We start from the raw sequence: 25,821 nt of genomic DNA, 5'->3' as shown, positions 1-25,821 counted from the left end.
ATACCCGAAGGACGCAGTTCCTAGAAGGGTGCGCAAGTTCGTTTCGTATCTAGTTTTCAGGCGATCAAGCCTGATGAGAAGATGTGGGTCTTTATCAAGGACGGATATTTTCTTGCAGCGATTTCAAGAAGCGGAAGCTTCGAAAAATCATGTTTGGTGGCGATGGCGGAGGGGTTCCACGCGTACCCATCCCGAACACGACCGTTAAGCCCTCCAGCGCCGATGGTACTTGGACCGCAGGGTCCTGGGAGAGTAGGACGCCGCCAAGCGAAAAGTAAGCCTTATCGAATAATCGATAAGGCTTTTTTATGTGTTAAATTTTTTTATCTACAACGCAGTTCAATTAACGTATAGATACAGCTGATTCTGAAACAATAAGAGGGCATTTTTAAATTTAGGAGGTTGATTTCAGATGAGCAACAAAATTGAAGCGATCCGTGCAGATCATCAGAATTTTTTGGACAAGACAGAGGATGAAGTTAAGGCGGTCCCTGCTACAACCGATGTTAATGAGGCTGTGGAAGCCATTACTGCGCATATTAATAAATATGATGTGCCCGAGGAAAAAGAAGGGGACTAACTGAAATTCAGCAAAGAACCGTCAGAGATCTCTGACGGTTCTTTATTTGTTCTGTAGATGGAGGAAGGATATTAGTACGATTAATATTCATTAAAGAAGGTTTGGATTTTGTTGACATCATTGGTTAGAGTTAAAGCCAGCATAAGGAGGATACGCGACTTTTGTGGATTTAGTGAATCTGAGGACACAAAGTTTCTCTTAGCGTCTTCGGATGAAGGAGCAACTGTCCCACTCCCTACCCGCGTTGAACGGACGATGAGCACACCCTTTTTCCCGGAATCAATGGCTCCGGCCTCAGAAGCGCTGGATAGCGAACCGTCACCAGAACCGGCAACGACAATCCCTTTGGCCCCAGCAGCCACAGCAGCATCGTATAAGTATCTGCTGTTATTCTCATATTCATATAGGACATCAACTTGAGGAAGCTTGTCGAGCTTGGAAATGTCGAACGGGGTGCTTGTTGTATGTTTGCGGGTTGGTTGATTATAATAGTACACTTTATCGCCGACTACAGCGCCAAGATAACCCTGTTCCGAGGATTTGAATGTATCCACAGCAGTGGTGTTGGTCTTGGTGATATACCGGGCAGCACCGATTCGGTCATTAAGCATGACGAGTACACCCTTTCCGTCCGACTGCTTGTCGGCGGCAACCTTTACAGCATTATACAGGTTGAAAGGACCATCAGCGCTCATCGCGGTGGCAGGTCGCATTGACCCTACTACGACAACAGGCTTATCACTTTTGACAACAAGATTCAGAAAGTAGGCCGTTTCTTCCAGAGTGTCCGTTCCATGAGTAATTACGATGCCGTCAACATCATTGCGGGCAAGCAGTTCGTTGACACGTTTTGCAAGTTTCAACAAAATTTCATTGGTGATATCTGGACTGCCAACGTTGGCAATTTGTTCTCCACTTACATTAGCCATACTCTTCATTTCTGGAACTGCATTAATGAGAGTATCGACACCAAGTGCTCCTGCCTTATAACCCGTTGTATCGGTGTTTGAGGCAGATGATCCGGCTATAGTTCCACCGGTGGCCAGAATTTTGATATTGGGTAACGCCTTAGTGGCGGAAGGAGCTGTAGATGTAGAATTCACAGCTACTATCTTGCCTGTAGTTACGAATTCGTTGGCTTGAGCAGAAGAAGGATTTAATCCAGTAAGAAGTGTTGTAGTAAATAAGGTACCTGTTAATAGTGATACAGCGAAGAATTTTTTGTAGTTCATAGAAGTTGATCCCCTTTCACTTATGTGAGTATCATGGTCGGTTATACATTCAGTAAATAAGCAGCTTGACTAAGTAAGAAATCGATAAATTCAGCTCCTTTCTTAATTATATGTAATGTTATCTTACAAGGTGGCGACTTATTTACGAAAGTATATATGAAAATTACATGATTCGACAATAGGAATGTCAGGTTTTATTACATAAATAAAACGATCTTCGACGATAGATTTATTTTATAACCCCTGAGTGGCTACAAGTTAAATGGTTTCAAAGCGTGGGTTAATGGCTATGTAAATTAACTGGAGGGTCGAATGGACAGGATGTAGGATGGGTAAAGTATAACTAGAGGTGGATAAAAAGGATTTTGCTAAGACCTGACCTAGAGAGCGTTTATAGATCCAATGGATTTTAGACTGAATATAAAAAGGGCCTTGGCAAATGAGGAAAATATGATATAATAAATTCAAGGTCAAAGAAAGTCAAAGTCAACTTGATGTATAGTTATTATTTCTTTAACCCCATTTATTATTCGATGTCTTAAAAAGTTCAGTTGTTGGATTTGACTGCAGGTTGACTTTATCAGGAGATCGTTTTTGCCGTTTCGTAATGGCTAGACGCTTCAGCAGTGGAGGGATGAGTGAATGCGAAATATCTCCGATATTATAGAAAAATATCTCAAGAGTATTCTGCATGAAAGTCCTGAGGGAACCATTGAGATCCAGCGCAATGATTTAGCCGATAAATTCTCCTGTGTGCCTTCCCAAATCAACTACGTGATCAGCACAAGGTTTACTTTGGAGAAAGGGTACCTGGTAGAAAGTAAGCGCGGCGGAGGCGGATATGTCCGAATCCGCAGGATTGAGCTGCCTGGCCCGACCTCACTGCATACTCATCTGCATCAGACGATTGGAAATGAGATGGGTCAAGCAGCCGCTGAGGGATTAATCTATCAATTGGTTGAAGCTCGTGTCATTACTGAGCGTGAAGCCAATCTGATGAGGTCTGTTGTATCCAGAGAGGTTTTGGCGCTCAAGCTTCCTTATCGGGATGAGATTCGTGCCAGAATTATGAAAGCTATGTTGATATCATTGTTAGTTAAATCTTAAGCCACAGTCAAAGGAGGGACATCTTGTGCTTTGTCAGGAATGCGGTAAACGTCCGGCTTCTCTTCATTTCACCAAAATTGTGAACGGAGAAAAAACGGAATTTCATATTTGTGAAGCCTGTGCCAGAGAAAAAGGCGAGATGATACCGGGAACTTCAGGTGGTTTTTCTATTCACAGCTTGTTATCCGGATTGCTGGATATTGGTCCTAGCGGAAAGCAGGTAACCAGCAAGAACACAGAGAATCTTCAATGTAAGGAATGCGGAATGACCTACTCCCAATTCAGTAAGGTGGGAAGGTTTGGATGCAGCTCTTGTTATAAATATTTTAACGACCGCTTGGACCCTCTCTTCAAGAGAGTACACGGTAACACCACCCATATGGGTAAAGTGCCGGTTCGTGTCGGCGGCCATATTCAGACCAAACGTAAGATTGATGAATTGCGGCAGCAGCTGCAGATGATGATTGTGCAGGAGGAATTTGAGACTGCGGCTAAGCTTCGGGATCAGATCCGGGAACTTGAGAAGGAAATTTCATCAGAATAGGGGGAATGCGTTATGCCAAATCTCCGGTTTACAGATCAGCCGCTCAGTGAATGGATGAGACATAGAGGAAATGAATCCGATATTGTCATCAGCAGCCGGGTACGGATTGCGCGGAACCTTCAACATCTGGCTTTTCCAATGCTGGCCACTAATCAGCAGTCTGAAGAGGTGCTGAAGCAGCTAAAAGAAGTCCTTGGCGACAACCGGTTAAGTGAATATGGTCGACTGCATCTCCTCCTGCTTGATGAAATGGAAGATTTGGACCGTCAGATTCTTGTGGAGAAGCATTTAATTAGTCCTAACCTTGCTACGGAGTCGCGAAATGGAGCGGTCATCATTAGTGAGGACGAGAGTCTTAGCATCATGATTAATGAGGAGGACCATCTGCGTATTCAGTGCCTGTATCCCGGTTTTCATGTCCATGAGGCCTGGGAGAGAGCAACGGCTGTGGATGATATTTTTGAAGCCCATGTGGATTATGCCTTTGATGACAAAAGAGGTTATCTGACCAGTTGTCCTACAAATGTAGGGACAGGTCTTAGAGCTTCAGTCATGATGCACCTGCCTGCCTTAGTTCTGACGCAGCAGATTAACCGGATTCTGTCGGCTGTAACCCAGGTGGGTCTGACGGTTCGGGGGATTTACGGTGAGGGCAGTGAGGCTATGGGTAACTTGTTTCAAATCTCAAATCAGATTACACTGGGACAAAGTGAAGCTGAAATTATTGAGAACCTGCATGGTGTCGTTCTACAAATTATCGAGCACGAGAAAACGGCCCGTCAGAAGCTTCTCCTGGAATCCAGGCTTCGTATGACTGACAGGGTCATGCGGTCTTACGGTATCTTATCGAATGCCGCTATTATTGATTCCAAGGAAGCTGCACAGCGCTTGTCGGATGTGAGACTGGGCATTGACCTGGGCTTGATTGACCATTTGTCGGCTTCCGAACTGAATGAGCTTACGGTGCTGACACAGCCAGGTTTTCTACAAAAGAAATTCAATGAACATATGGACCGCGGGGAACGGGATATGTACAGAGCCAAGTTGATCCGCGAGAAATTGGGTAAATAAATGCAATGAGTTAGACATGTAATTCTTACCATATTATGGAGGTGTAAGGGATATGATGTTTGGAAGATTTACGGAACGCGCACAGAAAGTGCTGGCACTGGCTCAAGAGGAAGCAGTTCGTTTGGGGCATAATAATATCGGCACCGAACATATATTGCTGGGTCTGATTCGTGAAGGCGAAGGGATTGCAGCTAAAGCGTTAATCGGACTGGGTCTGGGTCTTGAGAAGATTCAGGATGAAGTAGAGACTCTGATTGGCCGCGGACAAGAGCAGCCAACCAATATCGCATATACACCGCGTGCCAAGAAGGTTATCGAATTGTCCATGGATGAGGCGCGGAAACTGGGACATACCTATGTCGGTACTGAGCACATTCTGCTTGGGCTAATCCGTGAAGGGGAAGGCGTGGCAGCACGCGTTCTGAATAACCTGGGGATTAGTCTGAACAAGGCCCGCCAACAGGTGCTTCAGCTGCTTGGAAGCAGTGAAGCCGTATCAAGCCACCATGGCACTCCGGCGAATGTGAACACACCAACCTTGGACAGCTTAGCCCGTGATTTGACAGCGACAGCCAAGGATGGCAACCTTGATCCGGTGATCGGCCGCAGCAAGGAAATTGAACGTGTAATCCAGGTTCTGAGCCGTAGGACGAAGAACAACCCAGTGCTTATCGGTGAACCGGGTGTAGGTAAGACAGCTATCGCCGAAGGATTGGCTCAGAAGATCATTAACAATGAGATACCGGAAATTCTTCGGGAGAAGAGAGTTATGACGCTCGACATGGGTTCGGTTGTAGCCGGAACCAAATACCGTGGTGAATTTGAAGACCGCCTAAAGAAAATCATGGATGAAATCCGCCAGGCGGGTAACATCATTCTGTTCATTGACGAGCTGCATACCCTGATCGGTGCTGGGGGTGCTGAAGGCGCGATCGATGCCTCCAATATTCTAAAGCCGGCCCTGGCTCGTGGTGAGCTTCAGTGCATTGGGGCAACTACTCTCGATGAGTACCGTAAGTACATCGAGAAGGATGCCGCTCTGGAACGCCGCTTTCAGCCTATTACCGTCGATCAGCCGTCTCCGGAAGAGGCCATCCAGATTCTGCACGGCCTTCGGGACCGTTATGAAGCTCATCACCGCGTGAAAATTACTGATGAGGCAATCGAGCAGGCAGTAAAGCTGTCTGACCGGTATATTCCAGACCGCTTCCTTCCAGATAAGGCGATTGACCTTATTGACGAAGCCGGATCTAAGGTCAGACTGAATTCCTATACGGCACCGCCTAATTTGAAACAGCTGGAAAGCCGTCTTGAGGATATCCGCAAGGAGAAGGACGCTGCTGTTCAGAGCCAGGAATTTGAGAAAGCTGCCGCTCTCCGGGATACCGAGCAGAAGATTCGCGAAGAGCTGGACGTGACGAAGAATCAGTGGAAAGAGAAACAAGGGCGGACGGATTCGGAGGTTACTCCGGAAGATATCGCTCAGGTAGTGGCAAGCTGGACGGGGATTCCTGTCAGCAAGCTGAAGGAAGAAGAAACCGAGCGTCTGCTTAATATGGAGCAGATCCTTCATGAGCGTGTAATCGGCCAGGATGAGGCCGTTAAGGCGGTCAGCCGGGCGATTCGCCGGGCCCGTGCCGGTCTGAAAGATCCGAAGCGGCCTATGGGCTCCTTCATTTTCCTTGGACCTACCGGGGTAGGTAAGACTGAACTTGCCCGTGCTCTCGCTGAAGCTATGTTCGGTGACGAGAATGCGGTGATCCGGATTGACATGTCCGAATACATGGAGAAACACTCCACAGCCCGTCTGGTTGGAGCGCCTCCAGGATATGTGGGCTACGAAGAAGGCGGCCAGTTGACTGAGAAGGTCCGCCGCAAGCCTTACTCCGTAGTGCTGCTTGACGAGATCGAGAAGGCGCATCCTGAAGTGTTCAACATTCTGCTTCAAGTGCTTGAGGACGGCCGTCTTACCGATTCCAAGGGCCGCGTTGTAGACTTCCGCAACACCTTGATTATTCTGACTTCGAACGTAGGGGCAGATGTGATCAAGAAGAACACAACGCTGGGCTTCACTGCGGTAAACGATGCAGGTGCCAATTATGAGACGATGAAGGATAAAGTGATGGGTGAGCTCAAAAAGAGCTTCCGTCCAGAGTTCCTGAACCGGATTGATGAAACGATCGTCTTCCACTCCCTGGAAGAGGTTCATATTTCCGAAATCGTGACCTTGATGTCCGAGGAGCTTCGCAAACGGCTGCGTGAATATGATGTGGACTTCCTGCTCACAGACAAAGCCAAGGCATTCCTGGCCAAAGAAGGCTTTGATCCGGCTTACGGTGCGCGTCCACTCCGCCGTGCGATTCAAAAGCACATCGAAGACCGCTTGTCTGAAGAGCTTCTGACCGGCACAATCAAAAAAGGAGATTCCCTGGTGATCGACGAAGAGAACGGGGCTCTCACGGTGAATCGAACAGGCACTTTATCACCAAACTAAACTAAATACAGGCAAAAAGGGGCTGCACTTCATCTGATTAACCTTCAGATGAAGCAGCCCTTTGTTTTTTGATATAACATTTTCATTAGAACTTTACGATAAAACAGTATAAATGGTAAACTTTGATTGTTATACCGGTTGAATTACGGGAATATATTTTGCAGATGGTTAGGAGAAGTACATGGCCAAAATTAAGACCAAGTTCTATTGTACGGAATGCGGTTACGAATCCCCGAAATGGTATGGCAAGTGCCCGGGCTGCAGTGCCTGGAATACCATGATTGAGGAAACAGAGAAAGTCGTAAAGACACAGGGGCTGACATCGGGGCTTTTTCAAACTAAGGAAAAGGCCCAGCCCATCATCAATATAGAGAGCGGCAAAGAGCCGCGTGTTCAGACTGGAATCGGAGAGTTAAACCGTGTCCTTGGCGGAGGGGTTGTTCCGGGCTCACTTGTATTGGTTGGCGGTGATCCGGGAATCGGCAAATCCACACTGTTGCTTCAGACGTCTTATGAGATGGCCCGCGCAGGACTTCGTGTACTGTATATTTCAGGAGAAGAATCCGTACGGCAGACCAAGCTGCGCGCTGAACGCCTTGGTGCGCTGTCAGAGGAGCTTTTTGTGCTGTGTGAGAGCAATATGGATAGCATTGAGGAAGCGATTGAGAGCGTATCGCCTGACTTTCTGGTCATCGATTCGATTCAGACTGTATATTTACCTGAAGTGACCAGTGCACCGGGAAGCGTGTCCCAGGTCCGTGAGTGTACCGCAAGGTTTATGAGGATCGCCAAGGGACAGGGCATAGCCACGGTGCTTGTCGGCCATGTTACCAAGGAGGGCGCTATTGCCGGTCCACGGCTGCTTGAGCATATGGTGGACTGTGTGCTTTATTTTGAAGGTGAGCGGCATCATTCCTACCGGCTGCTCAGAGCGGTGAAGAACCGTTTTGGTTCCACCAACGAAATCGGGATCTTCGAAATGAATGAAGTAGGTCTTACGGAAGTTACGAATCCGTCTGAATTGTTCCTGTCGGAGCGTCCGCTTGGGGTGGCTGGTTCGACGGTAGTCGCCAGTATGGAAGGGACGCGTCCTATGCTGGTGGAGCTTCAGGCGTTGATCTCCTCGACTCATTTTCCTTCACCAAGGCGGATGGGGACAGGAGTGGATCATCACCGGATGAATCTGATTATTGCCGTTCTTGAGAAAAGAATGGGCATGTTCCTGCAGAATCAGGATGCCTATGTGAATGTGGCGGGCGGTGTCCGGCTGGATGAGCCGGCTGTCGACCTGGCCATCGCGGTGAGCATTGCCTCCAGCTTCCGGGACATTCCGACCAAGCCCGATGACGTCATTTTCGGAGAGGTTGGATTGACCGGGGAGGTAAGGGCGGTGTCCCGTGTGGAGCAGCGGGTAAGAGAAGCGGAGAAGCTCGGATTCAAACGGGTCATTCTGCCAGAGAAGAGCCTTAAGGGATGGAAGAGCCCCAAAGGTATTGAGCTTGTCGGCGTGAACACCGTTGCAGAGGCGTTAGCTGTTGCGTTAAATTAGGGGGCACTTAAAGATGAAAGAACCTAACCAATTGGAGAAAATGAACGATCTGCTCAGACTCGTCGCACCGGGAACGGCATTCCGGGACGGTCTGGAGAATGTGCTGCGGGCGAAGACGGGCGGCCTGATTGTGGTCGGATACAGCCCGGAGGTCATGGAGGTGGTTGAGGGGGGATTCTCCATCAACTGTGATTTCTCGCCGAACTACTTGTATGAGCTCGCCAAGATGGATGGAGCCATTATTCTTAGTGAGGACTTGAAGCGGATTTTATATGCAAATACGCAGCTGATTCCCGATTCCTCGATTTCTTCTGCCGAAACGGGAATCCGTCACCGTACAGCGGAGCGGGTAGCGAAGCAGACCGGCAAGCTGGTGGTTTCCATTTCGCAGCGCCGCAACATTATCACCTTATACCAAGGTGGTTTGCGTTATGCGCTCAAAGAGATTGGCGTGATTCTGACCAAAGCGAATCAGGCAATTCAGACGCTGGAGAAGTATAGATCCGTGCTCAATCAGTCCTTGACCAACTTGACAGCATCGGAGTTCGAAGAGCTGGTCACTCTGCCGGAAGTGATTAATGTGATCCAACGGGTGGAAATGGTGATCCGGATTAAGCTTGAGATCAAAAGATTCATCAACGAGCTTGGCACGGAAGGCCGCCTGATTAGCATGCAGATGGAAGAGCTGGTCAGCAACATGGAAGAAGAAGCCTGGCTCTTGTATAAGGACTATGCCCGTGAGGACCAGGAGGAGTATATCCGTGATCTGATCCTAGGTCTGAAGCGTTCTTCCGATGAGGAATTGCTTGATGTGGTGCACATTACCAAGCTGCTCGGATATCCTGCGGCTTGGGCTTCTTCCGAAGAGCTGATCTCCCCGCGGGGTTACCGCGTGCTGAACAAAATTCCGCGGCTGCCTAACGTAATTGTTCACAATTTGGTTGAGCGGTTCGAACAGCTTCCGGGAGTTATGATGGCTTCTATTGAAGAGCTGGATGAAGTGGATGGAATTGGCGAGGTGCGGGCACGTGCAATTAAAGAGGGGCTAAAGCGCCTTCAGGAACAAGTATTTATTGACAGACAAATTTAATTCCCATACAATCAAAGGATGAACCTGAGGCATAATATATATGAGGTGAAGAGATGATTACTAAATCGATTCCGAACATGTTTACCTTGGGTAACTTGTTTCTTGGAATGGTCGCGATTATGTTGGCATTTAACGGGAGGTACAGTTTGGCGGCAATCATGGTGATTGTAGCCATGCTGCTGGATGGTCTGGATGGACGTGTAGCCCGTGCGCTTAACTGTCAAAGCGAATTTGGAAAAGAACTCGATTCTCTCTCGGATGTCATTTCCTTCGGGATTGCACCCGCTCTGCTGATGTACATTATTTCCTTTCAAGATATGCCTGTCGCTCTGGCTTGGATCGTGACCGCTATTTTCCCAATGTGCGGTGCACTGCGCCTTGCGAGATTTAATGTGAAGCCGGGAATTCCTGGATATTTCATTGGACTTCCAATTCCGGCTGCCGGTAGCGTGCTTGCCACGTTGTCGTTATTTCACAAAGAGATTACAGCCCCTTATTTTATTATAGCGATGCTTCTGCTTTCTTATTTGATGGTGAGCTCCGTAAGATATCCGAATTTCAAGAAAATTGGACTTCCCAGAAAAGCGCTTTGGTTCGCACCATGGGTCGTACTGGTTGCTGTGGTGGTGGCCGTAAGATTCCCGGACCAATTGACCAAACTGATTTTTGTGCCTCTTGTGATCTATGCGCTGTATGGGCTTAAGCAGAATATTGAAAGATTGTTCGGCAAAAGGGGTCCGCATTCGCACTCTTCCGATGAGCCTTACCGCTCCAAGCATTAATTGATACAGGTTACCCTACAGTCTAATAAACAAACAAAAACACTGGTCCAACAGGGCCAGTGTTTTTTGCATTTTTATCGGGATATCTTAAGACAGATTGAACAATCCAAGCGTGGAGCATTTCTGGGATTCCCTTTGAACGACATCATCCATGTTAATATCAAGCAGATTACATAAGGCAGACATATAAAACAAGTTGCGGCCCAGTTCTGAACTAACCGCTTCCCTGCAGTTCTCGCAAAGCTCTCCCTTTACGTGCTTGCCGGCCACTTCCTTGGCCTGTTCAAGATCGATACCGGGTTCAAACGTTTGCTTGGTAGCATGAAGCTCAATGCATCCGCACTCTGTGACGGCTTTAGTTACCGCACGGATGACGGAAGCATTGCTTTGTCCATTTTTGGACAGGACATCGAGCAGACTGCGGTGACGGAGCAGCAATTCGGAAACTTGTTCTTGAAAAGACTGTAAGCTAAGTGTGCTCATATTTTCCATCCACCTTATATTATGAATTGAATACATTATAGATCACCTTTTCCCTCTGGATCAAGCAGAAATCCCACAACCAAGGGCTTTGAGAGAGATTAGGACATTTCGGACAACTCGAAAAAAAAGTTCAATCCGCTAGATTACCTCTGCAAAAAATGGATCATACTGGATAAAGAACAGATGTACAAAATTTCAAGGAGGTGAAGGAACATATGGTAAAGAGAACCTTTCTGATTCTTGCCGGGTTGATTGGAGCATGGTCAGGTTATACATCCCAGGGACTGGTTGATGTGATGCCGGCTTCATTTCAATCCTTCATGGATCAAATAGGCCCCCTGGGTCAGCATCTTCTTTTCGCTGTGGTGGGCGCCTGTCTCTTTATGTTCCTCTTTTCATTATTTGCGGAGAATTTGTCCGGGCGTATTCGGGCAAGTATTCAGGCTTTAACTCAAATCCCTATGGGAAAATTGGCTGCGGGTACGGCAGGTCTTACTGCAGGACTTCTTCTTTCGTTAATGGTCTACCCCGGTTTGACTTGGCTTGGAAGCTTGAGGGAAGCAGTGCAGCTTGTAATTACGTGGGCGTGCGGTTACATCGGCCTGCGGGTAGGGATTGAGAAGAAAGACGAGCTCTCCTCTTTGTGGAAATCCGGGAGATGGGGCTCGGATCAGCGTGAAGAAGAAAGCTGGACCCAAGAGCATAAGATTCTTGATACCAGTGTGATTATCGACGGACGAATCGCGGACATTTGCAAGACCGGTTTTATCGAGGGGACCATTGTGATCCCGGAGTTCGTACTGGAAGAGCTTCAGCATATTGCTGATTCTTCTGATCTGCTTAAGCGGAACCGGGGCCGCAGAGGGCTAGACATCTTAAACAAAATCCAGAAGGAACTCGATGTGAAAGTTCTGATCTACGAAGGGGACTTTGAAGATATTTCCGAGGTGGACAGCAAGCTGGTAAAGTTGGCTAAGGTGCTGCAGGGCAAAGTGGTGACCAACGACTTCAATCTGAATAAGGTCTGTGAGCTTCAGGGGGTATCCGTGCTGAATATTAACGATCTGGCCAATGCGGTGAAGCCGGTTGTACTTCCGGGCGAAGAGATTATGGTTCAGGTCATCAAGGACGGCAAAGAGCATGGCCAAGGTGTGGCTTACCTCGATGATGGAACCATGATCGTGGTGGAGGGTGGACGGGATTACATCGGTACTGTGACTGAAGTACTGGTGACCAGTGTGCTGCAGACCTCGGCGGGCCGAATGATCTTCGCGAAGCCAAAATTGTTGGAAAAAGCCCAGTAAACACGGTATGATGGGAAAGGCTGTAGAGAGCGGGCAGCTTACTATGATACGGTGAGGCAGGGATGACAGTGGTAGTGAACAATCAGGACGCAGCGGTCATCGTGGTGGCTGCCGGCAGAGGGACCCGAATGGGAACCGTGGAGAGCAAGCAGTATTTGCTCCTGCAGGACAAGCCCATCATCATCCATACGCTTGAAGTGTTTGACCGTCTTCCTTTTATTAAGGAGATCATTCTGGTAACAGGTGAGCAGGATGTGCCAAGGTGCCAGGAATGGGTGAAGACGTACGGATTGGAGCATACAGTAAATGTGATCCCGGGCGGGGCTGAACGCCAGCACTCGGTGTATAAAGGATTGCTTGAAACCCATTGTGAATGGGTATTGGTTCATGACGGGGTAAGACCCTTTGTGACTGGAGATCAGGTGACGGCTTGTTACACAGCCGCGAAGAAGGAAGGGGCAGCGATCCTGGCGGTGCCGGTGAAGGATACCGTCAAACAGGTGAACGACCAGGCATGGGTTACCGCGACCCCTGACCGCCGCAGCTTGTGGGCTATTCAGACCCCGCAGGCTTTTCGGCATTCCGACCTGCTTAAGGCTCACCAGAATGCAGCCAGTGAGGGCTTTCTCGGCACCGATGACTCCATGCTTGCCGAGCGGATCGGCATACCGGTCAAGGTGGTGGAAGGAAGCTATAGCAACATCAAGATTACCACACCGGACGACTTGGATTATGCCGAATTTATCAGAAGGAAAGAGACGGGGGAGAGGTAAATGTTTAGAGTGGGGCAGGGCTTTGATGTGCATCAATTGGTAGAGGGCAGACCTTGTATTATAGGTGGCGTTACCATCCCTTATGAGAAGGGGCTGCTTGGACACTCTGATGCGGATGTGCTGCTGCATGCCATCAGCGATGCCATTCTGGGAGCAATTGGGGAAGGGGACATTGGGAGACATTTCCCGGACACGGACCCCGAGTTCAAGGATGCGGACAGTTTGAAGCTGCTTGAGGAAGTCTGGGTGATGGCTGTGAAGAAGGGCTGGAAGCTCGGGAATCTGGATGCGACCATTATCGCACAGCGTCCAAAGATGGCACCGTATATTCCTCAGATGGTTGCAGTCATTGCCGCTGCGCTCGGGGCTGAGCCCGATCAAGTGAATGTTAAAGCAACAACCACGGAACAGCTTGGGTTTACCGGAAGAGGCGAAGGGATTGCGGCACAGTGTGTTGTCGGTCTTGTTCAAGATGTGCTATCATCTTGAGAATACGGGCTGGACGAGAATTTTGGCATAGTGGGTAATGGTTTTATATCCTTAATTTAATACTTCGGAGGGGATTTTAGTGACAGAGGTTCGTGTACGGTATGCGCCGAGTCCGACAGGTCATTTACATATTGGGAATGCAAGAACAGCATTGTTTAATTATTTGTTCGCACGCAACTTGGGCGGCAAATTCATCATTCGTATTGAAGATACGGATGTGAAGCGGAACATTGAAGGCGGGGAAGAAAGCCAGCTGAAATATTTGAAGTGGCTTGGGATCAACTGGGATGAGAGTGTGGATGTGGGCGGCGAGTATGGGCCGTACCGCCAGACCGAGCGGCTTGATATTTACAAGAAATATTGGCAGGAGCTGCTGGACAAGGGTCTGGCTTACCGCTGTTATTGTACGGAGGAAGAGCTGGAGAAGGAGCGCGAGGAGCAGATTGCCAGAGGTGAGATGCCGCGTTACTCCGGTAAGCACCGGGATTTGACCGAGGAGCAGCAGAAAGCGTACGAAGCGGAAGGCCGCGTGGCCAGCATTCGCTTCCGCGTTCCAGACAACCGGACGTATAAGTTCGATGATATGGTCAAAGGACCGATTTCGTTTGAGTCGAATGTATCCGGCGATTTTGTTATTGTCAAAAAGGACGGTATCCCGACATATAACTTCGCTGTAGTGCTTGATGACCACCTGATGAAGATTTCGCACGTGCTCCGCGGAGAGGACCATATCTCCAATACGCCGCGGCAGCTGATGATTTATGAAGCGTTCGGCTGGGAGCCGCCTAAATTTGGGCATATGACCCTGATCGTTGGGGAGAATCATAAGAAGCTGAGCAAACGGGATGAATCGGTGATCCAGTTCATTGAGCAGTATGATCAGCTTGGCTATCTGCCTGAAGCGATGTTCAACTTCATCGCCCTTCTCGGCTGGTCGCCGGAAGGGGAGGAAGAGATTTTCTCCCAAGAGCAGCTGATCTCAATCTTTGACGCACAGCGTTTGTCCAAGAGTCCGGCTGTATTCGATACGCATAAGCTGGCACATATCAACAATACCTATATCAAAAATTCGGATCCGGAGCGGATCGCGGAAATGGCGATTCCCCAGCTTCAGAAGGCTTCCCGCCTTCCGGCTGAGCTTACACCGGAGCAGCATGAATGGGCCAAAGCGCTTGTGGCGCTGTACCAGGAGCAGATGACCTCTGCTTCGGATATTGTAGAGCTGTCCGAGCTGTTCTTCCGCACTCATCTTGAGCTTGACGCGGAAGCTGCGGCCATCCTGTCCGAGCCTCAGGTTCCTGAAGTGCTGCAGGCTTTCCTGGACAAAGTTACAGCGACCGCAGAATTTACAGCGGCGAACATGGCTGCGCTGATCAAGGAAGTTCAGAAGGAAACGGGCTACAAAGGCAAACAGCTATTCATGCCGATCCGTGTGGCTTTGACTGGACAGACCCATGGCCGCGACCTGAACCAGACGATTTACCTGCTGGGCAAGGACCGGGTGATTGACCGGCTTAAATCCCAGATTCGCGGGGCTTAAGCTGAAGGCAAATCCCTTCTTGTCAGTTCGATTTGTTTTCGCTAATATAGAAGAAAGCTATTGATATTATAGAACTTTAATCATAAAGGCATGGATCGGGAGAGTACGCTGACGTTGCGTTTTTCAGAGAGGATAATCAGGGTTGGCCCAAATAGGCTTCCTGGCTGTGAGTTATCCAAATGCATGTGGCGGAAGTGCACCCGGGAGCTGTGGAATTGAGCACGCGTTAGGCGTGGGTAGATTCTGCCGAGGAACGTCCGCGTTAAGGACCTTGAGAGAAATTGCGCTTATGTCTGCAGATGCGGCTTGGGCGGGATTTAAGCAGAGTGGGACCGCGTGTAAGGCGTCTCTGCAGCTTCGGCTGCGGGGACGTTTTTTTGCTGTAATGAGAGACTTACCGGGGAAGGGGGCATAACCTATGTTTAAGAAGATGAGGTCAGATATTGAGGCGGTTCTTGACAATGATCCTGCGGCAAGAGGATGGTTCGAAGTTGTATTCACTTATTCGGGCCTGCACGCGATATGGAGTCACCGGCTCGCACATGCTTTTTACCGCAGAAGATGGTTCTCGGTTGCCCGAATCATTTCCCAGGTCAGCAGGTTCTTTACAGGTATTGAGATTCATCCAGGAGCTACCATTGGAAACCGGCTGTTCATCGACCACGGGATGGGGGTTGTCATTGGCGAAACTTGCGAAATCGGGGACGATGTGGTTATCTATCAGGGAGTTACCCTCGGAGGAAGCGGCAAGGAAAAAGGAAAGAGGCACCCGACTATTGGGAATAATGTGGTTATCGGTTCAGGGGCTAAAATTCTGGGTTCCTTTACTGTAGGGGACCAGAGCAATATTGGGGCCAATTCGGTTGTGCTCAAGGAAGTGCCCCCAAACAGTACGGTGGTAGGCATCCCGGGTAAAGTCGTCAAGCAGGGCGGCAAACGGATGGACCGTCTCAGCCATCAGCTTCCGGATCCGGTCGTTGATACGATGCGGGTGCTGCAGCGTGAGATTGAAGAGCTTCAAGAAGAGCTTAGAGAGCTCAAGAAGGAACGGGCTAAAGCTCAAGAGGAAGATAAGGTCCTTGTTCAGGGGGATAAAGGGTAATAAATCTATGTAAAACGAAACTGGAAACTGCAGAATTTACTGATCTTAGTGAGGAGGCCGAGTGATTCTAAAGAAGCGGATAGTCCACCTTTGTCTTTTGGAACGCCTGACTGAATATTTATTTCAAGCATTTCAAAGACAATAGTGGTCGTTAGAATACTCGACATCACAACGCCCGAGAGGTGCTACTTTGATAAGTTTATTTTAAATAAAGAGAGACCACACCTGGCTCGTCCGGGCATATATGAGAGCGATGAAAGGATGTTAGTATGACACTTCACATCTACAACACACTAACCCGTAAGAAAGAAGAGTTCGTCAGTCAGGAGCCGGGAAAAGCGAAAGTTTACGTCTGCGGGCCAACGGTATACGGGTATATTCATATCGGGAATGCACGGCCGATGATCTTCTTCGATGTTGTGCGGAGTTATCTGGAGAATCAGAAATATGACGTAAACTATGTCGTGAATTTTACCGATGTCGACGACAAGCTGATCCGCAAAGCCGAAGAGATGAAGACTACGGTTCCGGAGGTCGCTGAAACGTTCATTAAAGCGTATTATGAGGACCTCGATGGACTTGGCATCCCCCGTGCAACTTCCAACCCTAGGGTGACCGAGAACATGACGATCATCATCGACTTCATCAAAGAGCTGGAGCGTAAAGGCTATGCCTATGAGTCGGGCGGAGATGTCTTCTACCGTACTGGAAAATTCGAGGATTACGGCAAGCTGTCTCATCAGAATCTGGATGAGCTTCAGTACGGCATCCGCATCAATGTCGATGAGCGCAAGGAGAACCCGCAGGACTTCGTACTTTGGAAAGCGGCAAAGCCTGGAGAGATCTACTGGTCCAGTCCTTGGGGAGACGGCAGACCGGGCTGGCATATTGAATGCTCGGCGATGGCCCGTGATCTGTTGGGCGATACGCTGGATATTCACGGGGGTGGGCAGGATTTGCAGTTCCCACACCATGAATGTGAGGTGGCCCAATCCGAAGCGGTGACCGGCAAGCCGCTGGCTAAATATTGGATGCATAACGGGTTTATCAACATCAGTGGCGAAAAAATGTCGAAATCACTCGGCAATGGGGTTCTAGTCAAAGACCTTCGTAATATGTACAAGCGCGAAGCCATCCGTTATTTCATGCTTTCCAGCCACTACCGCAACCCGCTGAACTTCTCGGAGGAGACGATGGAGCAGGCGGAGAAAAGCGTGGAGCGGATTGCGAATGCGGTAGGGAACCTTAACCACCGGCTTCAGGCGGTGGGAGACACAGGCGGAGAGGTTTCGCCGGAGCTGAAGGAAAGACTCGTGGAGATTCGTCAATTGTTCCACGACAAAATGCAGGACGACTTCAACACGCCGGATGCAATTACGGCTGTCTTTGAATGGGTGAACGAAGTGAATGCGCTGCTGAAGCACTCAGTAGTCAGCAGCGCTGATCTTCTGGCAGCCAAAGCGCTGTTCGATGAGATGAACGGGGTGCTGCGCATCTATACCGAGGAGAGCACCGAGCTTCCTTCGGAGGATATCGAGCGTCTCGTGGCCGAGCGCACCGAGGCCCGTAAGAACAAAAACTGGGCCCGGGCCGATGAGATTCGGGACCTGCTCGATGCACAGGGAATCGTGCTTGAGGATACCCCGCAGGGCATGCGGTGGCGGCGCAAATGACGGGGAACGATATGAACAGCGGCAGCTCCGTGCCGCCGCTGTGGTTCCCGTACCCGTCATCCAAGCCGGCCCGGCTGCTCCCTCCGCTGGCGCTCGCCTATATGGGCGACGCCATCTTTGAGGTCGCGGTCCGGCAGTATGTCATTTCGCGCCCGAACCTGCGCCCGCACCACCTGCACCAGCAGTCGACGAAGTTCGTCTCCGCCAAGGCTCAAGCCACGCTGCTCTCTCTAATCGAGCCGCAGCTTACCGAAACGGAACACGATGTCGTACGCCAGGGCCGCAATGCCAAGTCCGGCAGCGTTCCGAAGAACGCGAACGTGATCGATTACCGTCACGCCACCGCCTTGGAGGCACTGATCGGTTATTTATACTACAATCATGAACAGGAACGAATGATATACCTGATTACACATGGCCTTGACCAGATGGTCTCCGCTCCAAAGTCCTAACCGGACAAGCTGGCCGCGCCAGCCGAAGCGATTCCCGCAGGGAGAGCGCTCGCAGCACGAAGGAACGCCAAGAAGCCCGAAGCTGCCGCCCCGGGCCCTGCGCCAAACGCAAAGCGTATCCCGCAGGGAGACCGCTCGAAGCACGAAGTCACACCGCGAAGCACCAAAGCACCGCCTCAGTGCCCTGCGCTAAACGCAAAGCGAATCCCGCAGGGAGAGCGGCTCACAGCACAAAGTAGCACCGCGAAGCACCAAAGCATCGCCCCGGGCCCTGCACAAACGTAAAGCGCATCCCGCAGGGACAGCGGCTCACAGCACGAAGTAACACCAAGAAGGCACCAAACGCAGCACCCACAGCCCAGGCAGGAGCGCATCATGTAGAGCGGGCCCCGAGGGGGCGGCAAGCGGCTAACCGCACGCAGCCTACCCAGGTGCTCCACACCCTGCGCTCCCGCCAACGGAAACAGGCAACCAAGCACCACAACAAGTCAAGCGGGTCCCGCCAGGGACGGCAAGCGCTCCTCCCACCCAACTGCTAAACACCGCCTCTGCCCCCAACACTCGTTATTCCAATTCCGGGTGTCCAGAGGGCGGAGCCCTTGGGGCCCTCCCTTAGGCAAGGGAGGGTTTGGGAGGGTTGTGAAAGGTTGGTTTGAGAGGGTTGTGAAAAAAATTTGAAGGGAGTCCGAGGCCCCCCTCGGAAAATCCTACTCTGGAGGATACACAGGTGGAAACTAACAACAACGAAGATTGGATTGGCGGCAAGCACTCCTTGCTTGAGGCACTGCGCGCCGGCCGTACGATAAACAAAATTTTGATCGCGGAAGGTGCGCAGAAGCATCTCACACAGCCTATTATCGCAGAAGCGAAAAAGAACGGGATCGTCGTTCAGCATGTCGACAAACGGAAGATCGATCAGCTGGTACCTGATCTGCAGCACCAGGGCGTAGTGGCCCAAGTGGCCCCTTACGCTTATGCGGAAGTGGAAGACCTGCTGGCCAGCGCGGCTGAGAAGGGCGAAGCCCCTTTTTTAGTTATACTTGATGAAATCGAGGACCCGCACAACCTGGGCTCTATTCTACGGACGGCTGAATGCACCGGGGTTCACGGGGTGATTATTCCAAAGCGCCGCTCGGCATCCGTGACGTCTACGGTATCCAAAACCTCAGCCGGTGCGGTGGAGTATGTGCCGGTAGCCCGGGTGACGAATCTTGCCCAGACCATTGATCAGCTTAAGGAAGCGGGCGTATGGGTAGTTGGGACAGACGTAGGCGCCCGTGAAGAGATCTATGATAACGGAGTATTCACCGGCCCGGTTGCCATTGTCATCGGGAACGAGAACAAGGGAATGGGCCGCTTGATCCGCGAGAAATGTGATGTCCTTCTAAAGCTGCCGATGGTTGGCCGGCTTAATTCACTGAATGCTTCCGTTGCCGCGGGGGTCATTATGTACGAAACGCTCCGCAAACGGAAGCTTCAAGGATAGCCCTGTTATGGGGGAGATGCGGGATGTTCTCCTTGTGGATGGCTATAATATGATCGGAGACTGGCCGGAGCTGACCAAGCTCGCCAAGGTGGGACTTGAGGAAGCGAGGGACAGGCTTCTGGAGCGGTTAGCCGATTATCAGGCCTACAGCGGCCGGATGGTGATCGCGGTGTTTGATGCATACCGGGTGCCGGGCCTTGGGAAATCTTTTGCCCAGAACAAGGTTCAAGTTTATTTCACCCGCGAGAAAGAAACGGCGGATGAATGCATAGAGCGTTTGGTCCGCGAGCTCAGCCACCGCAGGCGCCAAATCTATGTTGCGACCAGTGACCTAGTAGAACAGCATGTGATCTTCGGACAGGGTGCTCTGCGTGTTCCTGCCAGGGAATTACTCACCCAGGTGGAAGAGAGTGAGCGGGAGATTCAGTCGAAAATTGCCGAGGATCGGCTTGGCTCAAGCCGAAATACACTCGGTGGCAAGCTGACTCCCGAGATGAGAAAGATGTTTGAACGCTGGCGCAGAGAGTAAAAAGGCACATTTGCGATTTGCTTCCAAAAGCTCTTGACAAAGTTCGACTTTACAAATTTTAGGACTTATGTGGTTGACGCTGTTACATGCCATCATATATACTGATCGTATACTTGATTGAAGTAACGGGGCACTGTGCGTTGCAGCCGGAGGGATTGTGGTGAGTGTCGACCTCAAAGTAATGATTAAATTTGACTATGAGATTCAAAGCGATGAAGACATTGTTGAGGCAGTCCGGGAAGGCGATAGCGAAGCACTGGAGTACTTGATCAACAAGTATCGCAGTTTCGTCAGAGCCAAAGCGAGGTCCTATTTTCTGATTGGAGCTGACCGGGAAGATATCATTCAAGAAGGCATGATCGGTCTGTATAAGTCGATCAGGGATTTTAAGGGTGATAAGCTGGCTTCTTTTAAGGCATTTGCCGAGCTGTGCATTACCAGGCAGATCATCACGGCAATTAAGACGGCGACCCGTCAGAAGCATATTCCGCTGAATTCGTACGTTTCGCTGGACAAGCCCATTTATGATGAGGACTCCGACCGTACCCTTTTGGATGTGATATGCGGCTCACAGGTATCTGATCCCGAAGAACTCATTATCAATCAAGAAGAGTTCGTGGGCCTGGAAGACAAGATGTCCGAGATTCTCAGCGACCTGGAACGTAAAGTTCTGATGCTGTATTTGGACGGAAGATCTTATCAGGAAATTGCAGTGGATTTAAGACGGCATGTGAAATCAATTGATAATGCGCTCCAACGGGTCAAGCGTAAGCTTGAACGCTATTTGGAAGTACGAGATGGACTATAGAATGATGGTAGAGAAGAGACTCAACTGGAGTCTTTTTTTCTTTTTATATGAATGATTCTAGTTTCTCCAGTACATAGGGTAGGTTATGGATCCCTACATGTGGGAGAGGTTTAGAGCAGGGATGATGGGTCCATACTTAAACATAAATGTGAAGCAGCTTGGCAGTGGAAAAAGAATACATCGACAAGGGCCCCCGCTCGGCCCAGAATAAGGCCATTCTTTCGTTGACATGGCTATACCCTTGTGATAAAGTGTTTTAGGTAGGCCGAATTTCGCGCTTGCTTTTTTTGAATTAAGGAGATTTAAGTATATGCTTATTATTTCCTTAAGTTAAGATGAGTGGATGCGGACTTGGTCTCTCTGAACGGCTCGGTTAACTGCCGAGATCAATATAGAGACTTCTGTTAAGAAAGAATGTCTTCGGGAGGTGCACATCATGCGGGTAATTATCACGTTGGCTTGTACGAACTGCAAACAAAGAAACTACACGACAACGAAAAACAAGCGTAACCACCCCGACCGCATGGAGATGAAGAAGTATTGCAAGTTCTGCAACGAGCAAATTCCTCATCGCGAAACCAGATAGTCTTTGGAGGTGTAGGTGCGGATGAAACGTAGTTTCAAGTCGATGTTTTCTTTTTTCTCTGAAAGCTGGGCTGAGCTTAAAAAGGTTCGCTGGCCTAATCGTAAAGAGCTGACTAATTACACGCTGATTGTGCTCGGTACAATCGTAGTTGTCGCCATTTATTTTTGGGTTCTTGACATCGGCATCTCCGCTGTGATCAACGCGATTATTTAAGAAGGGTCCCAGGTGGCTTGATATGGAAAAAAGATGGTATGTTGTTCATACCTACTCCGGGTATGAGAATAAAGTCAAAGCCAATTTGGAAAAACGCGTTGAGTCTATGGGCATGGAAGACAAGATATTCCGGGTTCTTGTTCCGATGGAAGAAGAAATTGTAAACAAAGACGGTAAGAAAAAAACCGTTATGCGTAAGGTTTACCCTGGTTATGTCTTGGTGGAAATGATCCAGACTGACGATTCTTGGTATGTTGTCCGCAATACACCGGGAGTTACAGGTTTCGTCGGCTCGACAGGTTCCGGTTCCAAACCGACGCCTTTGCTTCCTGAAGAAGTGGAACAGATTCTGAACCACATGGGAATGGAAGAACCGAAGCCGGTTATTGAGTTTGAACTCAAGGAGTCTGTGCGTATTAAAGTTGGTCCTTTTGCTAATTTTGTTGGATCTGTAGAAGAAATTCTCACCGACAAGAGCAAGGTCAAGGTTCACGTCAACATGTTTGGACGGGAAACCCCGCTTGAGCTTGACTATACTCAAGTGGAGAAGATATAGGTTTCTTCTGGTTTTCTGTGGGAGGGGTTATGTTGTGTAATCCCGGGTACCACTACTAGTGCAAGGAGGTGTTTTACATGGCTAAAAAGATCATTAAAGTTGTAAAACTGCAAATTCCTGCGGGGAAAGCGAATCCAGCACCTCCGGTAGGTCCAGCGCTGGGTCAAGCGGGTGTCAACATCATGGCATTCTGTAAAGAATTCAACGCTCGTACTGCCGATCAAGCTGGTTTGATCATTCCGGTTGAAATTTCGGTATTTGAAGATCGTTCTTTCACTTTCATTACCAAAACTCCACCGGCTGCAGTATTGCTTCGTGTAGCTGCTAAGATCGAGAAGGGTTCAGGAGAACCTAACAAGAAGAAAGTAGCAACTGTGACTCGTGCAACTGTACGTCAGATCGCAGAACAAAAAATGCCTGACCTTAACGCAGCTTCCGTTGAAGCGGCAATGCTTATGGTTGAAGGTACTGCCCGCAGTATGGGTATCACTGTTCAAGACTAATCGTCTGAACGCACTGGACAGGTTGTCCGGTTAACAAGTGGGAGGAATATCCGCTAATACCACAAAGGAGGAAATTTAAATGGCTAAACACGGTAAGAAATACCTTGAAGCTGCCAAGCTGATTGACAGCGAAGCAACTTACGAGCCTGCTGAAGCCGTTGAGCTGGTTAAGAAGGCAGCTACTGCGAAATTCGACGAAACTGTTGAAGCTGCAGTACGTTTGGGTGTAGACCCTCGTAAACAAGACCAGGCTGTTCGTGGCGTTGTTGTACTGCCTCACGGTACTGGTAAAACTCAACGCGTTCTTGTATTCGCTAAAGGTGAGAAAGCAAAAGAAGCGGAAGCTGCTGGCGCTGACTATGTAGGCGATCAAGACGTAATCAACAAAATCCAACAAGGCTGGTTCGAGTTCGATGTTTGCGTAGCAACTCCGGACATGATGAGTGAAGTTGGTAAATTGGGTCGTCTTCTCGGGGGTAAAGGTTTGATGCCTAACCCTAAAGCCGGTACAGTTACGTTTGACGTAGCTAAAGCGGTTCAAGAAATCAAGGCGGGTAAAATCGAGTACCGTCTTGATAAAGCAGGTCAAATTCATGCACCAATCGGCAAAGTATCTTTTGATGCTGACAAGCTGAATGAGAATCTTAAGACTCTCATCGATGCATTGAACCGCGCTAAACCAGCGGCTGCTAAAGGCGTATACTTGAAGAACATCGCGATTTCTTCGACGATGGGACCAAGCGCCCGTGTAAACACTGCTGCTTACAGATAAGAAATGTTGCATCTGGCAATAATTTCAGGGTTGACTCTTGAGACGACCCTCTGGTATAGTAAAGTGGTTGCACTACGCTTTAACTAAATTTGAATATGCTTACCGTAGACAGTAGGTGCCGCAAGGCTTAATTTCCTACCGAGGTGTTGTGATAGAAATTCGGAATTTGCAGTATTCTGTAAATGATGATTTATCAGGCCTTCGTGATTCTACGGAGGCTTTTTTAATGGATTCAAACAGATTGTTGTTCATATAACAACTTGCGTTTGAACTATTAAGAAATCTTCCTCATATATACGGCTGGTCCGTTATTGCAGGAGAGCACCGGTGTTTCTTGTACGGAATAAAGGCCGGCAGCTCAGAAAATCTATCAGGAGGTGTACAGTTTGGCAAATGCAAAAGTGATTCAAGCAAAACAAGATGCCGTTGATGTGGTAACTTCTAAACTGCGCGAAAGCGTAACGACTGTTGTTGCTGACTACCGCGGTCTGAATGTTGCTCAAGTGACTGAACTTCGTAAACAGCTGCGTGAAGCTGGAATCGAATTCCAAGTACTGAAGAACTCGCTCGTTCGCCGTGCAACTGCAGCTGCAGAATTGTCTGAACTTGATGAAGTTCTGACAGGTCCTACAGCAATCGCATTCAGCACGGGCGATGCCGTAGCTCCAGCTAAAATTCTTAGTGATTTCGCTAAGAAGAATGATGCTTTGGAAATTAAGGGTGGCGTGGTTGAAGGCCGTGTAGTCGGCGTTGACCAAATCAAAGCTCTTGCGGATCTTCCGTCCCGCGAAGGTCTCCTCTCTATGCTCCTCAGCGTTCTTCAAGCTCCAGTTCGCAACTTCGCGCTTGCAGTTAAAGCCGTTGCGGAGAAAGAGGAAGGCGCTAGCGCGTAAGAGAATTCTTGATCCAGTGATCTGAATTAACAAAAACTATAAAATTATATAACGGAGGTTCTACCATGAGTAAAGAAACAATTTTGGAAGAAATCAAAGGTATGACTGTTCTTGAGCTTAACGATCTCGTTAAAGCAATCGAAGAAGAATTCGGCGTAACTGCAGCAGCTCCAGTAGTTGTAGCAGGTGGCGGCGCTGGCGAAGCAGCTGCTGAGCAATCCGAATTCGACGTAATTTTGACAAGCGCTGGCGCTTCCAAAATCAACGTAATCAAAGTGGTTCGCGAAATCACTGGTCTTGGCTTGAAAGAAGCAAAAGACCTGGTTGACAACGCTCCAAAAGCATTGAAAGAAAAAGTATCCAAAGAGGATGCTGAAGCGGTTAAAGCTAAATTGGAAGAAGCAGGCGCTTCTGTAGAAGTGAAGTAATTCTTCCTTACCGCACAAACCCCTTGAAGAAATTCAAGGGGTTTGTTTTATATAAAGTGAGAGGGTCTTGTTCTTCTGAATGAAAGGATTCTGATCGAGGGAATCTAGGGAGAACTGATCCGAAATTTAAGGCTGGAGGGAAAGCATGCCCGATCATTATTATTCCAGTAAGCCGGAAACGGCGCATGACCGTAAAGTGTGGGAAGCCACGCTCCGGGGCAAGACCTTTAAATTTGTAAGCGATGCGGGGGTATTCTCTAAACAAGGGGTAGACTTTGGAAGCCGCGTGCTGATTGAGGCTATGGAGATGCCGGAGAATGCACATGTTTTGGATGTAGGCTGTGGATACGGCCCGATTGGGCTTGCTGCTGCAGGACTCGCTTCTAGAGGACAGGTAACCATGATTGACGTGAATGAGCGTGCAGTTGAGCTTGCCAAGGAGAACGCGGTGTCTAACGGCATTACGAATGTTACCATTCTGCAAAGCGATTTATATCAAGAACTGGGGAACCAGACCTTTGATGTTGTTCTGACGAATCCTCCGATCCGTGCAGGCAAACAGACTGTACATGCTGTATTCGAGGGTGCAGCAGAACGGCTTCGTGTAGGCGGCTCTCTCTGGGTGGTTATTCAGAAGAAGCAGGGGGCGCCATCGGCCAGGGAGAAGCTGGAGTCTTTGTTTGCCCAAGTGGACGAAGTGACAAAGGACAAGGGGTATCGGATTTTTAAAGCTACAAAATAAATCCGGAGGATTCTCAAAAAAAGTGAGGAAGGCTGTTGAC

At 49.2% G+C, this 25,821-nt stretch carries 29 protein-coding genes, 1 rRNA gene and 1 other annotated feature; of the genes, 27 read left to right on the top strand and 3 right to left on the bottom strand.

What is annotated here, in order from left to right:
- Positions 1-152: 152 nt before the first annotated feature.
- A 5S ribosomal RNA gene (gene rrf / locus BN6628_RS21735) occupies positions 153-269 on the top strand.
- 143 nt (positions 270-412) lie between these two features.
- A complete protein-coding gene (locus BN6628_RS26480) occupies positions 413-580 on the top strand; it encodes a hypothetical protein (RefSeq protein ID WP_187386150.1) in 168 nt (55 codons plus the stop codon).
- 80 nt (positions 581-660) lie between these two features.
- Here the strand turns inward: BN6628_RS26480 and BN6628_RS21730 are convergent, their stop codons facing one another.
- Entirely contained in the window at positions 661-1,812 is a 1,152-nt protein-coding gene (locus BN6628_RS21730) for a type II asparaginase (RefSeq protein ID WP_068620484.1), read from the bottom strand.
- Positions 1,813-2,454: 642 nt separating this feature from the next.
- Here BN6628_RS21730 and BN6628_RS21725 point away from each other — a divergent pair.
- From BN6628_RS21725 to pssA, 7 genes are all read left to right on the top strand, one after another.
- Entirely contained in the window at positions 2,455-2,919 is a 465-nt protein-coding gene (locus BN6628_RS21725) for a CtsR family transcriptional regulator (RefSeq protein WP_068620482.1), read from the top strand.
- A gap of 25 nt (positions 2,920-2,944) precedes the next feature.
- Positions 2,945-3,463 (top strand): protein-arginine kinase activator protein McsA, encoded by a 519-nt coding sequence (locus BN6628_RS21720; RefSeq protein ID WP_068620481.1) that lies wholly within the window; start codon positions 2,945-2,947, stop codon positions 3,461-3,463.
- A 12-nt stretch (positions 3,464-3,475) separates the two neighbouring features.
- On the top strand, positions 3,476-4,534 hold the full coding sequence (locus BN6628_RS21715) for a protein-arginine kinase McsB (protein ID WP_068620479.1): 1,059 nt from the start codon (positions 3,476-3,478) through the stop codon (positions 4,532-4,534).
- Positions 4,535-4,586: 52 nt separating this feature from the next.
- Positions 4,587-7,028 (top strand): ATP-dependent protease ATP-binding subunit ClpC, encoded by a 2,442-nt coding sequence (gene clpC / locus BN6628_RS21710; RefSeq protein ID WP_068620477.1) that lies wholly within the window; start codon positions 4,587-4,589, stop codon positions 7,026-7,028.
- A gap of 181 nt (positions 7,029-7,209) precedes the next feature.
- Positions 7,210-8,577, top strand: a complete 1,368-nt coding sequence (radA, locus tag BN6628_RS21705) for a DNA repair protein RadA (RefSeq protein ID WP_068620475.1) — start codon at positions 7,210-7,212, stop codon at positions 8,575-8,577.
- 13 nt (positions 8,578-8,590) lie between these two features.
- Complete coding sequence (gene disA, locus BN6628_RS21700; protein WP_068620473.1) at positions 8,591-9,667, top strand: DNA integrity scanning diadenylate cyclase DisA; 1,077 nt, start codon at positions 8,591-8,593, stop codon at positions 9,665-9,667.
- 53 nt (positions 9,668-9,720) lie between these two features.
- Complete coding sequence (gene pssA, locus BN6628_RS21695) at positions 9,721-10,449, top strand: CDP-diacylglycerol--serine O-phosphatidyltransferase (RefSeq protein WP_068620472.1); 729 nt, start codon at positions 9,721-9,723, stop codon at positions 10,447-10,449.
- A gap of 87 nt (positions 10,450-10,536) precedes the next feature.
- Here the strand turns inward: pssA and BN6628_RS21690 are convergent, their stop codons facing one another.
- Positions 10,537-10,932 (bottom strand): nucleoside triphosphate pyrophosphohydrolase family protein, encoded by a 396-nt coding sequence (locus tag BN6628_RS21690; protein ID WP_068620469.1) that lies wholly within the window; start codon positions 10,930-10,932, stop codon positions 10,537-10,539.
- 215 nt (positions 10,933-11,147) lie between these two features.
- Between BN6628_RS21690 and BN6628_RS21685 the strand changes: the two genes are divergently transcribed.
- The 7 genes from BN6628_RS21685 (at position 11,148) to BN6628_RS21650 (ending at position 18,265) form a co-directional block, all read left to right on the top strand.
- Positions 11,148-12,236, top strand: a complete 1,089-nt coding sequence (locus BN6628_RS21685) for a PIN/TRAM domain-containing protein (RefSeq protein WP_068620467.1) — start codon at positions 11,148-11,150, stop codon at positions 12,234-12,236.
- Positions 12,237-12,298: 62 nt separating this feature from the next.
- The gene (gene ispD, locus BN6628_RS21680; protein ID WP_068620466.1) at positions 12,299-13,009 is read left to right on the top strand and encodes a 2-C-methyl-D-erythritol 4-phosphate cytidylyltransferase; all 711 of its coding nucleotides are present in this window, start codon (positions 12,299-12,301) and stop codon (positions 13,007-13,009) included.
- Positions 13,010-13,498, top strand: a complete 489-nt coding sequence (ispF, locus tag BN6628_RS21675) for a 2-C-methyl-D-erythritol 2,4-cyclodiphosphate synthase (protein WP_068620465.1) — start codon at positions 13,010-13,012, stop codon at positions 13,496-13,498.
- A 79-nt stretch (positions 13,499-13,577) separates the two neighbouring features.
- Entirely contained in the window at positions 13,578-15,038 is a 1,461-nt protein-coding gene (gene gltX / locus BN6628_RS21670) for a glutamate--tRNA ligase (protein ID WP_187386149.1), read from the top strand.
- A gap of 418 nt (positions 15,039-15,456) precedes the next feature.
- On the top strand, positions 15,457-16,140 hold the full coding sequence (epsC, locus tag BN6628_RS21660) for a serine O-acetyltransferase EpsC (protein ID WP_068620459.1): 684 nt from the start codon (positions 15,457-15,459) through the stop codon (positions 16,138-16,140).
- Between the two features lie 269 nt (positions 16,141-16,409).
- Complete coding sequence (gene cysS / locus BN6628_RS21655; protein ID WP_068620458.1) at positions 16,410-17,813, top strand: cysteine--tRNA ligase; 1,404 nt, start codon at positions 16,410-16,412, stop codon at positions 17,811-17,813.
- Positions 17,810-18,265, top strand: coding sequence for a Mini-ribonuclease 3 (locus BN6628_RS21650; protein WP_068620456.1), 456 nt, complete (start codon positions 17,810-17,812; stop codon positions 18,263-18,265). The genes cysS and BN6628_RS21650 overlap by 4 nt, the downstream gene beginning before the upstream one ends.
- Here the strand turns inward: BN6628_RS21650 and BN6628_RS26215 are convergent.
- Positions 18,262-18,429, bottom strand: a complete 168-nt coding sequence (locus tag BN6628_RS26215; RefSeq protein ID WP_157692498.1) for a hypothetical protein — start codon at positions 18,427-18,429, stop codon at positions 18,262-18,264. The genes BN6628_RS21650 and BN6628_RS26215 overlap by 4 nt on opposite strands.
- Before the next feature lie 563 nt (positions 18,430-18,992).
- Between BN6628_RS26215 and rlmB the strand changes: the two genes are divergently transcribed.
- From rlmB to BN6628_RS21595, 11 genes are all read left to right on the top strand, one after another.
- Complete coding sequence (gene rlmB, locus BN6628_RS21645; RefSeq protein ID WP_068620454.1) at positions 18,993-19,751, top strand: 23S rRNA (guanosine(2251)-2'-O)-methyltransferase RlmB; 759 nt, start codon at positions 18,993-18,995, stop codon at positions 19,749-19,751.
- A gap of 7 nt (positions 19,752-19,758) precedes the next feature.
- Entirely contained in the window at positions 19,759-20,280 is a 522-nt protein-coding gene (locus BN6628_RS21640) for an NYN domain-containing protein (RefSeq protein ID WP_068620452.1), read from the top strand.
- A 160-nt stretch (positions 20,281-20,440) separates the two neighbouring features.
- Positions 20,441-21,088, top strand: a complete 648-nt coding sequence (gene sigH, locus BN6628_RS21635; protein ID WP_068620450.1) for an RNA polymerase sporulation sigma factor SigH — start codon at positions 20,441-20,443, stop codon at positions 21,086-21,088.
- 436 nt (positions 21,089-21,524) lie between these two features.
- The gene (gene rpmG / locus BN6628_RS21630; RefSeq protein ID WP_068620448.1) at positions 21,525-21,674 is read left to right on the top strand and encodes a 50S ribosomal protein L33; all 150 of its coding nucleotides are present in this window, start codon (positions 21,525-21,527) and stop codon (positions 21,672-21,674) included.
- A gap of 21 nt (positions 21,675-21,695) precedes the next feature.
- Positions 21,696-21,887, top strand: coding sequence for a preprotein translocase subunit SecE (secE, locus tag BN6628_RS21625; protein ID WP_068620446.1), 192 nt, complete (start codon positions 21,696-21,698; stop codon positions 21,885-21,887).
- A 22-nt stretch (positions 21,888-21,909) separates the two neighbouring features.
- Positions 21,910-22,443: a transcription termination/antitermination protein NusG gene (nusG, locus tag BN6628_RS21620; RefSeq protein ID WP_068620442.1), complete on the top strand. Its 534-nt coding sequence runs from the start codon at positions 21,910-21,912 to the stop codon at positions 22,441-22,443.
- A 77-nt stretch (positions 22,444-22,520) separates the two neighbouring features.
- Positions 22,521-22,946: a 50S ribosomal protein L11 gene (gene rplK / locus BN6628_RS21615; protein ID WP_068620440.1), complete on the top strand. Its 426-nt coding sequence runs from the start codon at positions 22,521-22,523 to the stop codon at positions 22,944-22,946.
- A gap of 79 nt (positions 22,947-23,025) precedes the next feature.
- On the top strand, positions 23,026-23,718 hold the full coding sequence (rplA, locus tag BN6628_RS21610; RefSeq protein ID WP_068620437.1) for a 50S ribosomal protein L1: 693 nt from the start codon (positions 23,026-23,028) through the stop codon (positions 23,716-23,718).
- An 84-nt stretch (positions 23,719-23,802) separates the two neighbouring features.
- Positions 23,803-23,952: a sequence feature (ribosomal protein L10 leader region), on the top strand.
- Between the two features lie 152 nt (positions 23,953-24,104).
- Positions 24,105-24,611, top strand: a complete 507-nt coding sequence (gene rplJ, locus BN6628_RS21605; protein WP_068620435.1) for a 50S ribosomal protein L10 — start codon at positions 24,105-24,107, stop codon at positions 24,609-24,611.
- Positions 24,612-24,676: 65 nt separating this feature from the next.
- Entirely contained in the window at positions 24,677-25,039 is a 363-nt protein-coding gene (rplL, locus tag BN6628_RS21600) for a 50S ribosomal protein L7/L12 (RefSeq protein ID WP_068620433.1), read from the top strand.
- A 145-nt stretch (positions 25,040-25,184) separates the two neighbouring features.
- Positions 25,185-25,781, top strand: coding sequence for a class I SAM-dependent methyltransferase (locus BN6628_RS21595; RefSeq protein ID WP_068620431.1), 597 nt, complete (start codon positions 25,185-25,187; stop codon positions 25,779-25,781).
- Positions 25,782-25,821: the final 40 nt, after the last annotated feature.

Origin of the sequence: Paenibacillus tuaregi, assembly GCF_900086655.1 — a bacterium.
GTDB classification, from domain to species: domain Bacteria; phylum Bacillota; class Bacilli; order Paenibacillales; family Paenibacillaceae; genus Fontibacillus; species Fontibacillus tuaregi.
This window is presented reverse-complemented; position numbering and strand designations above follow the sequence as displayed.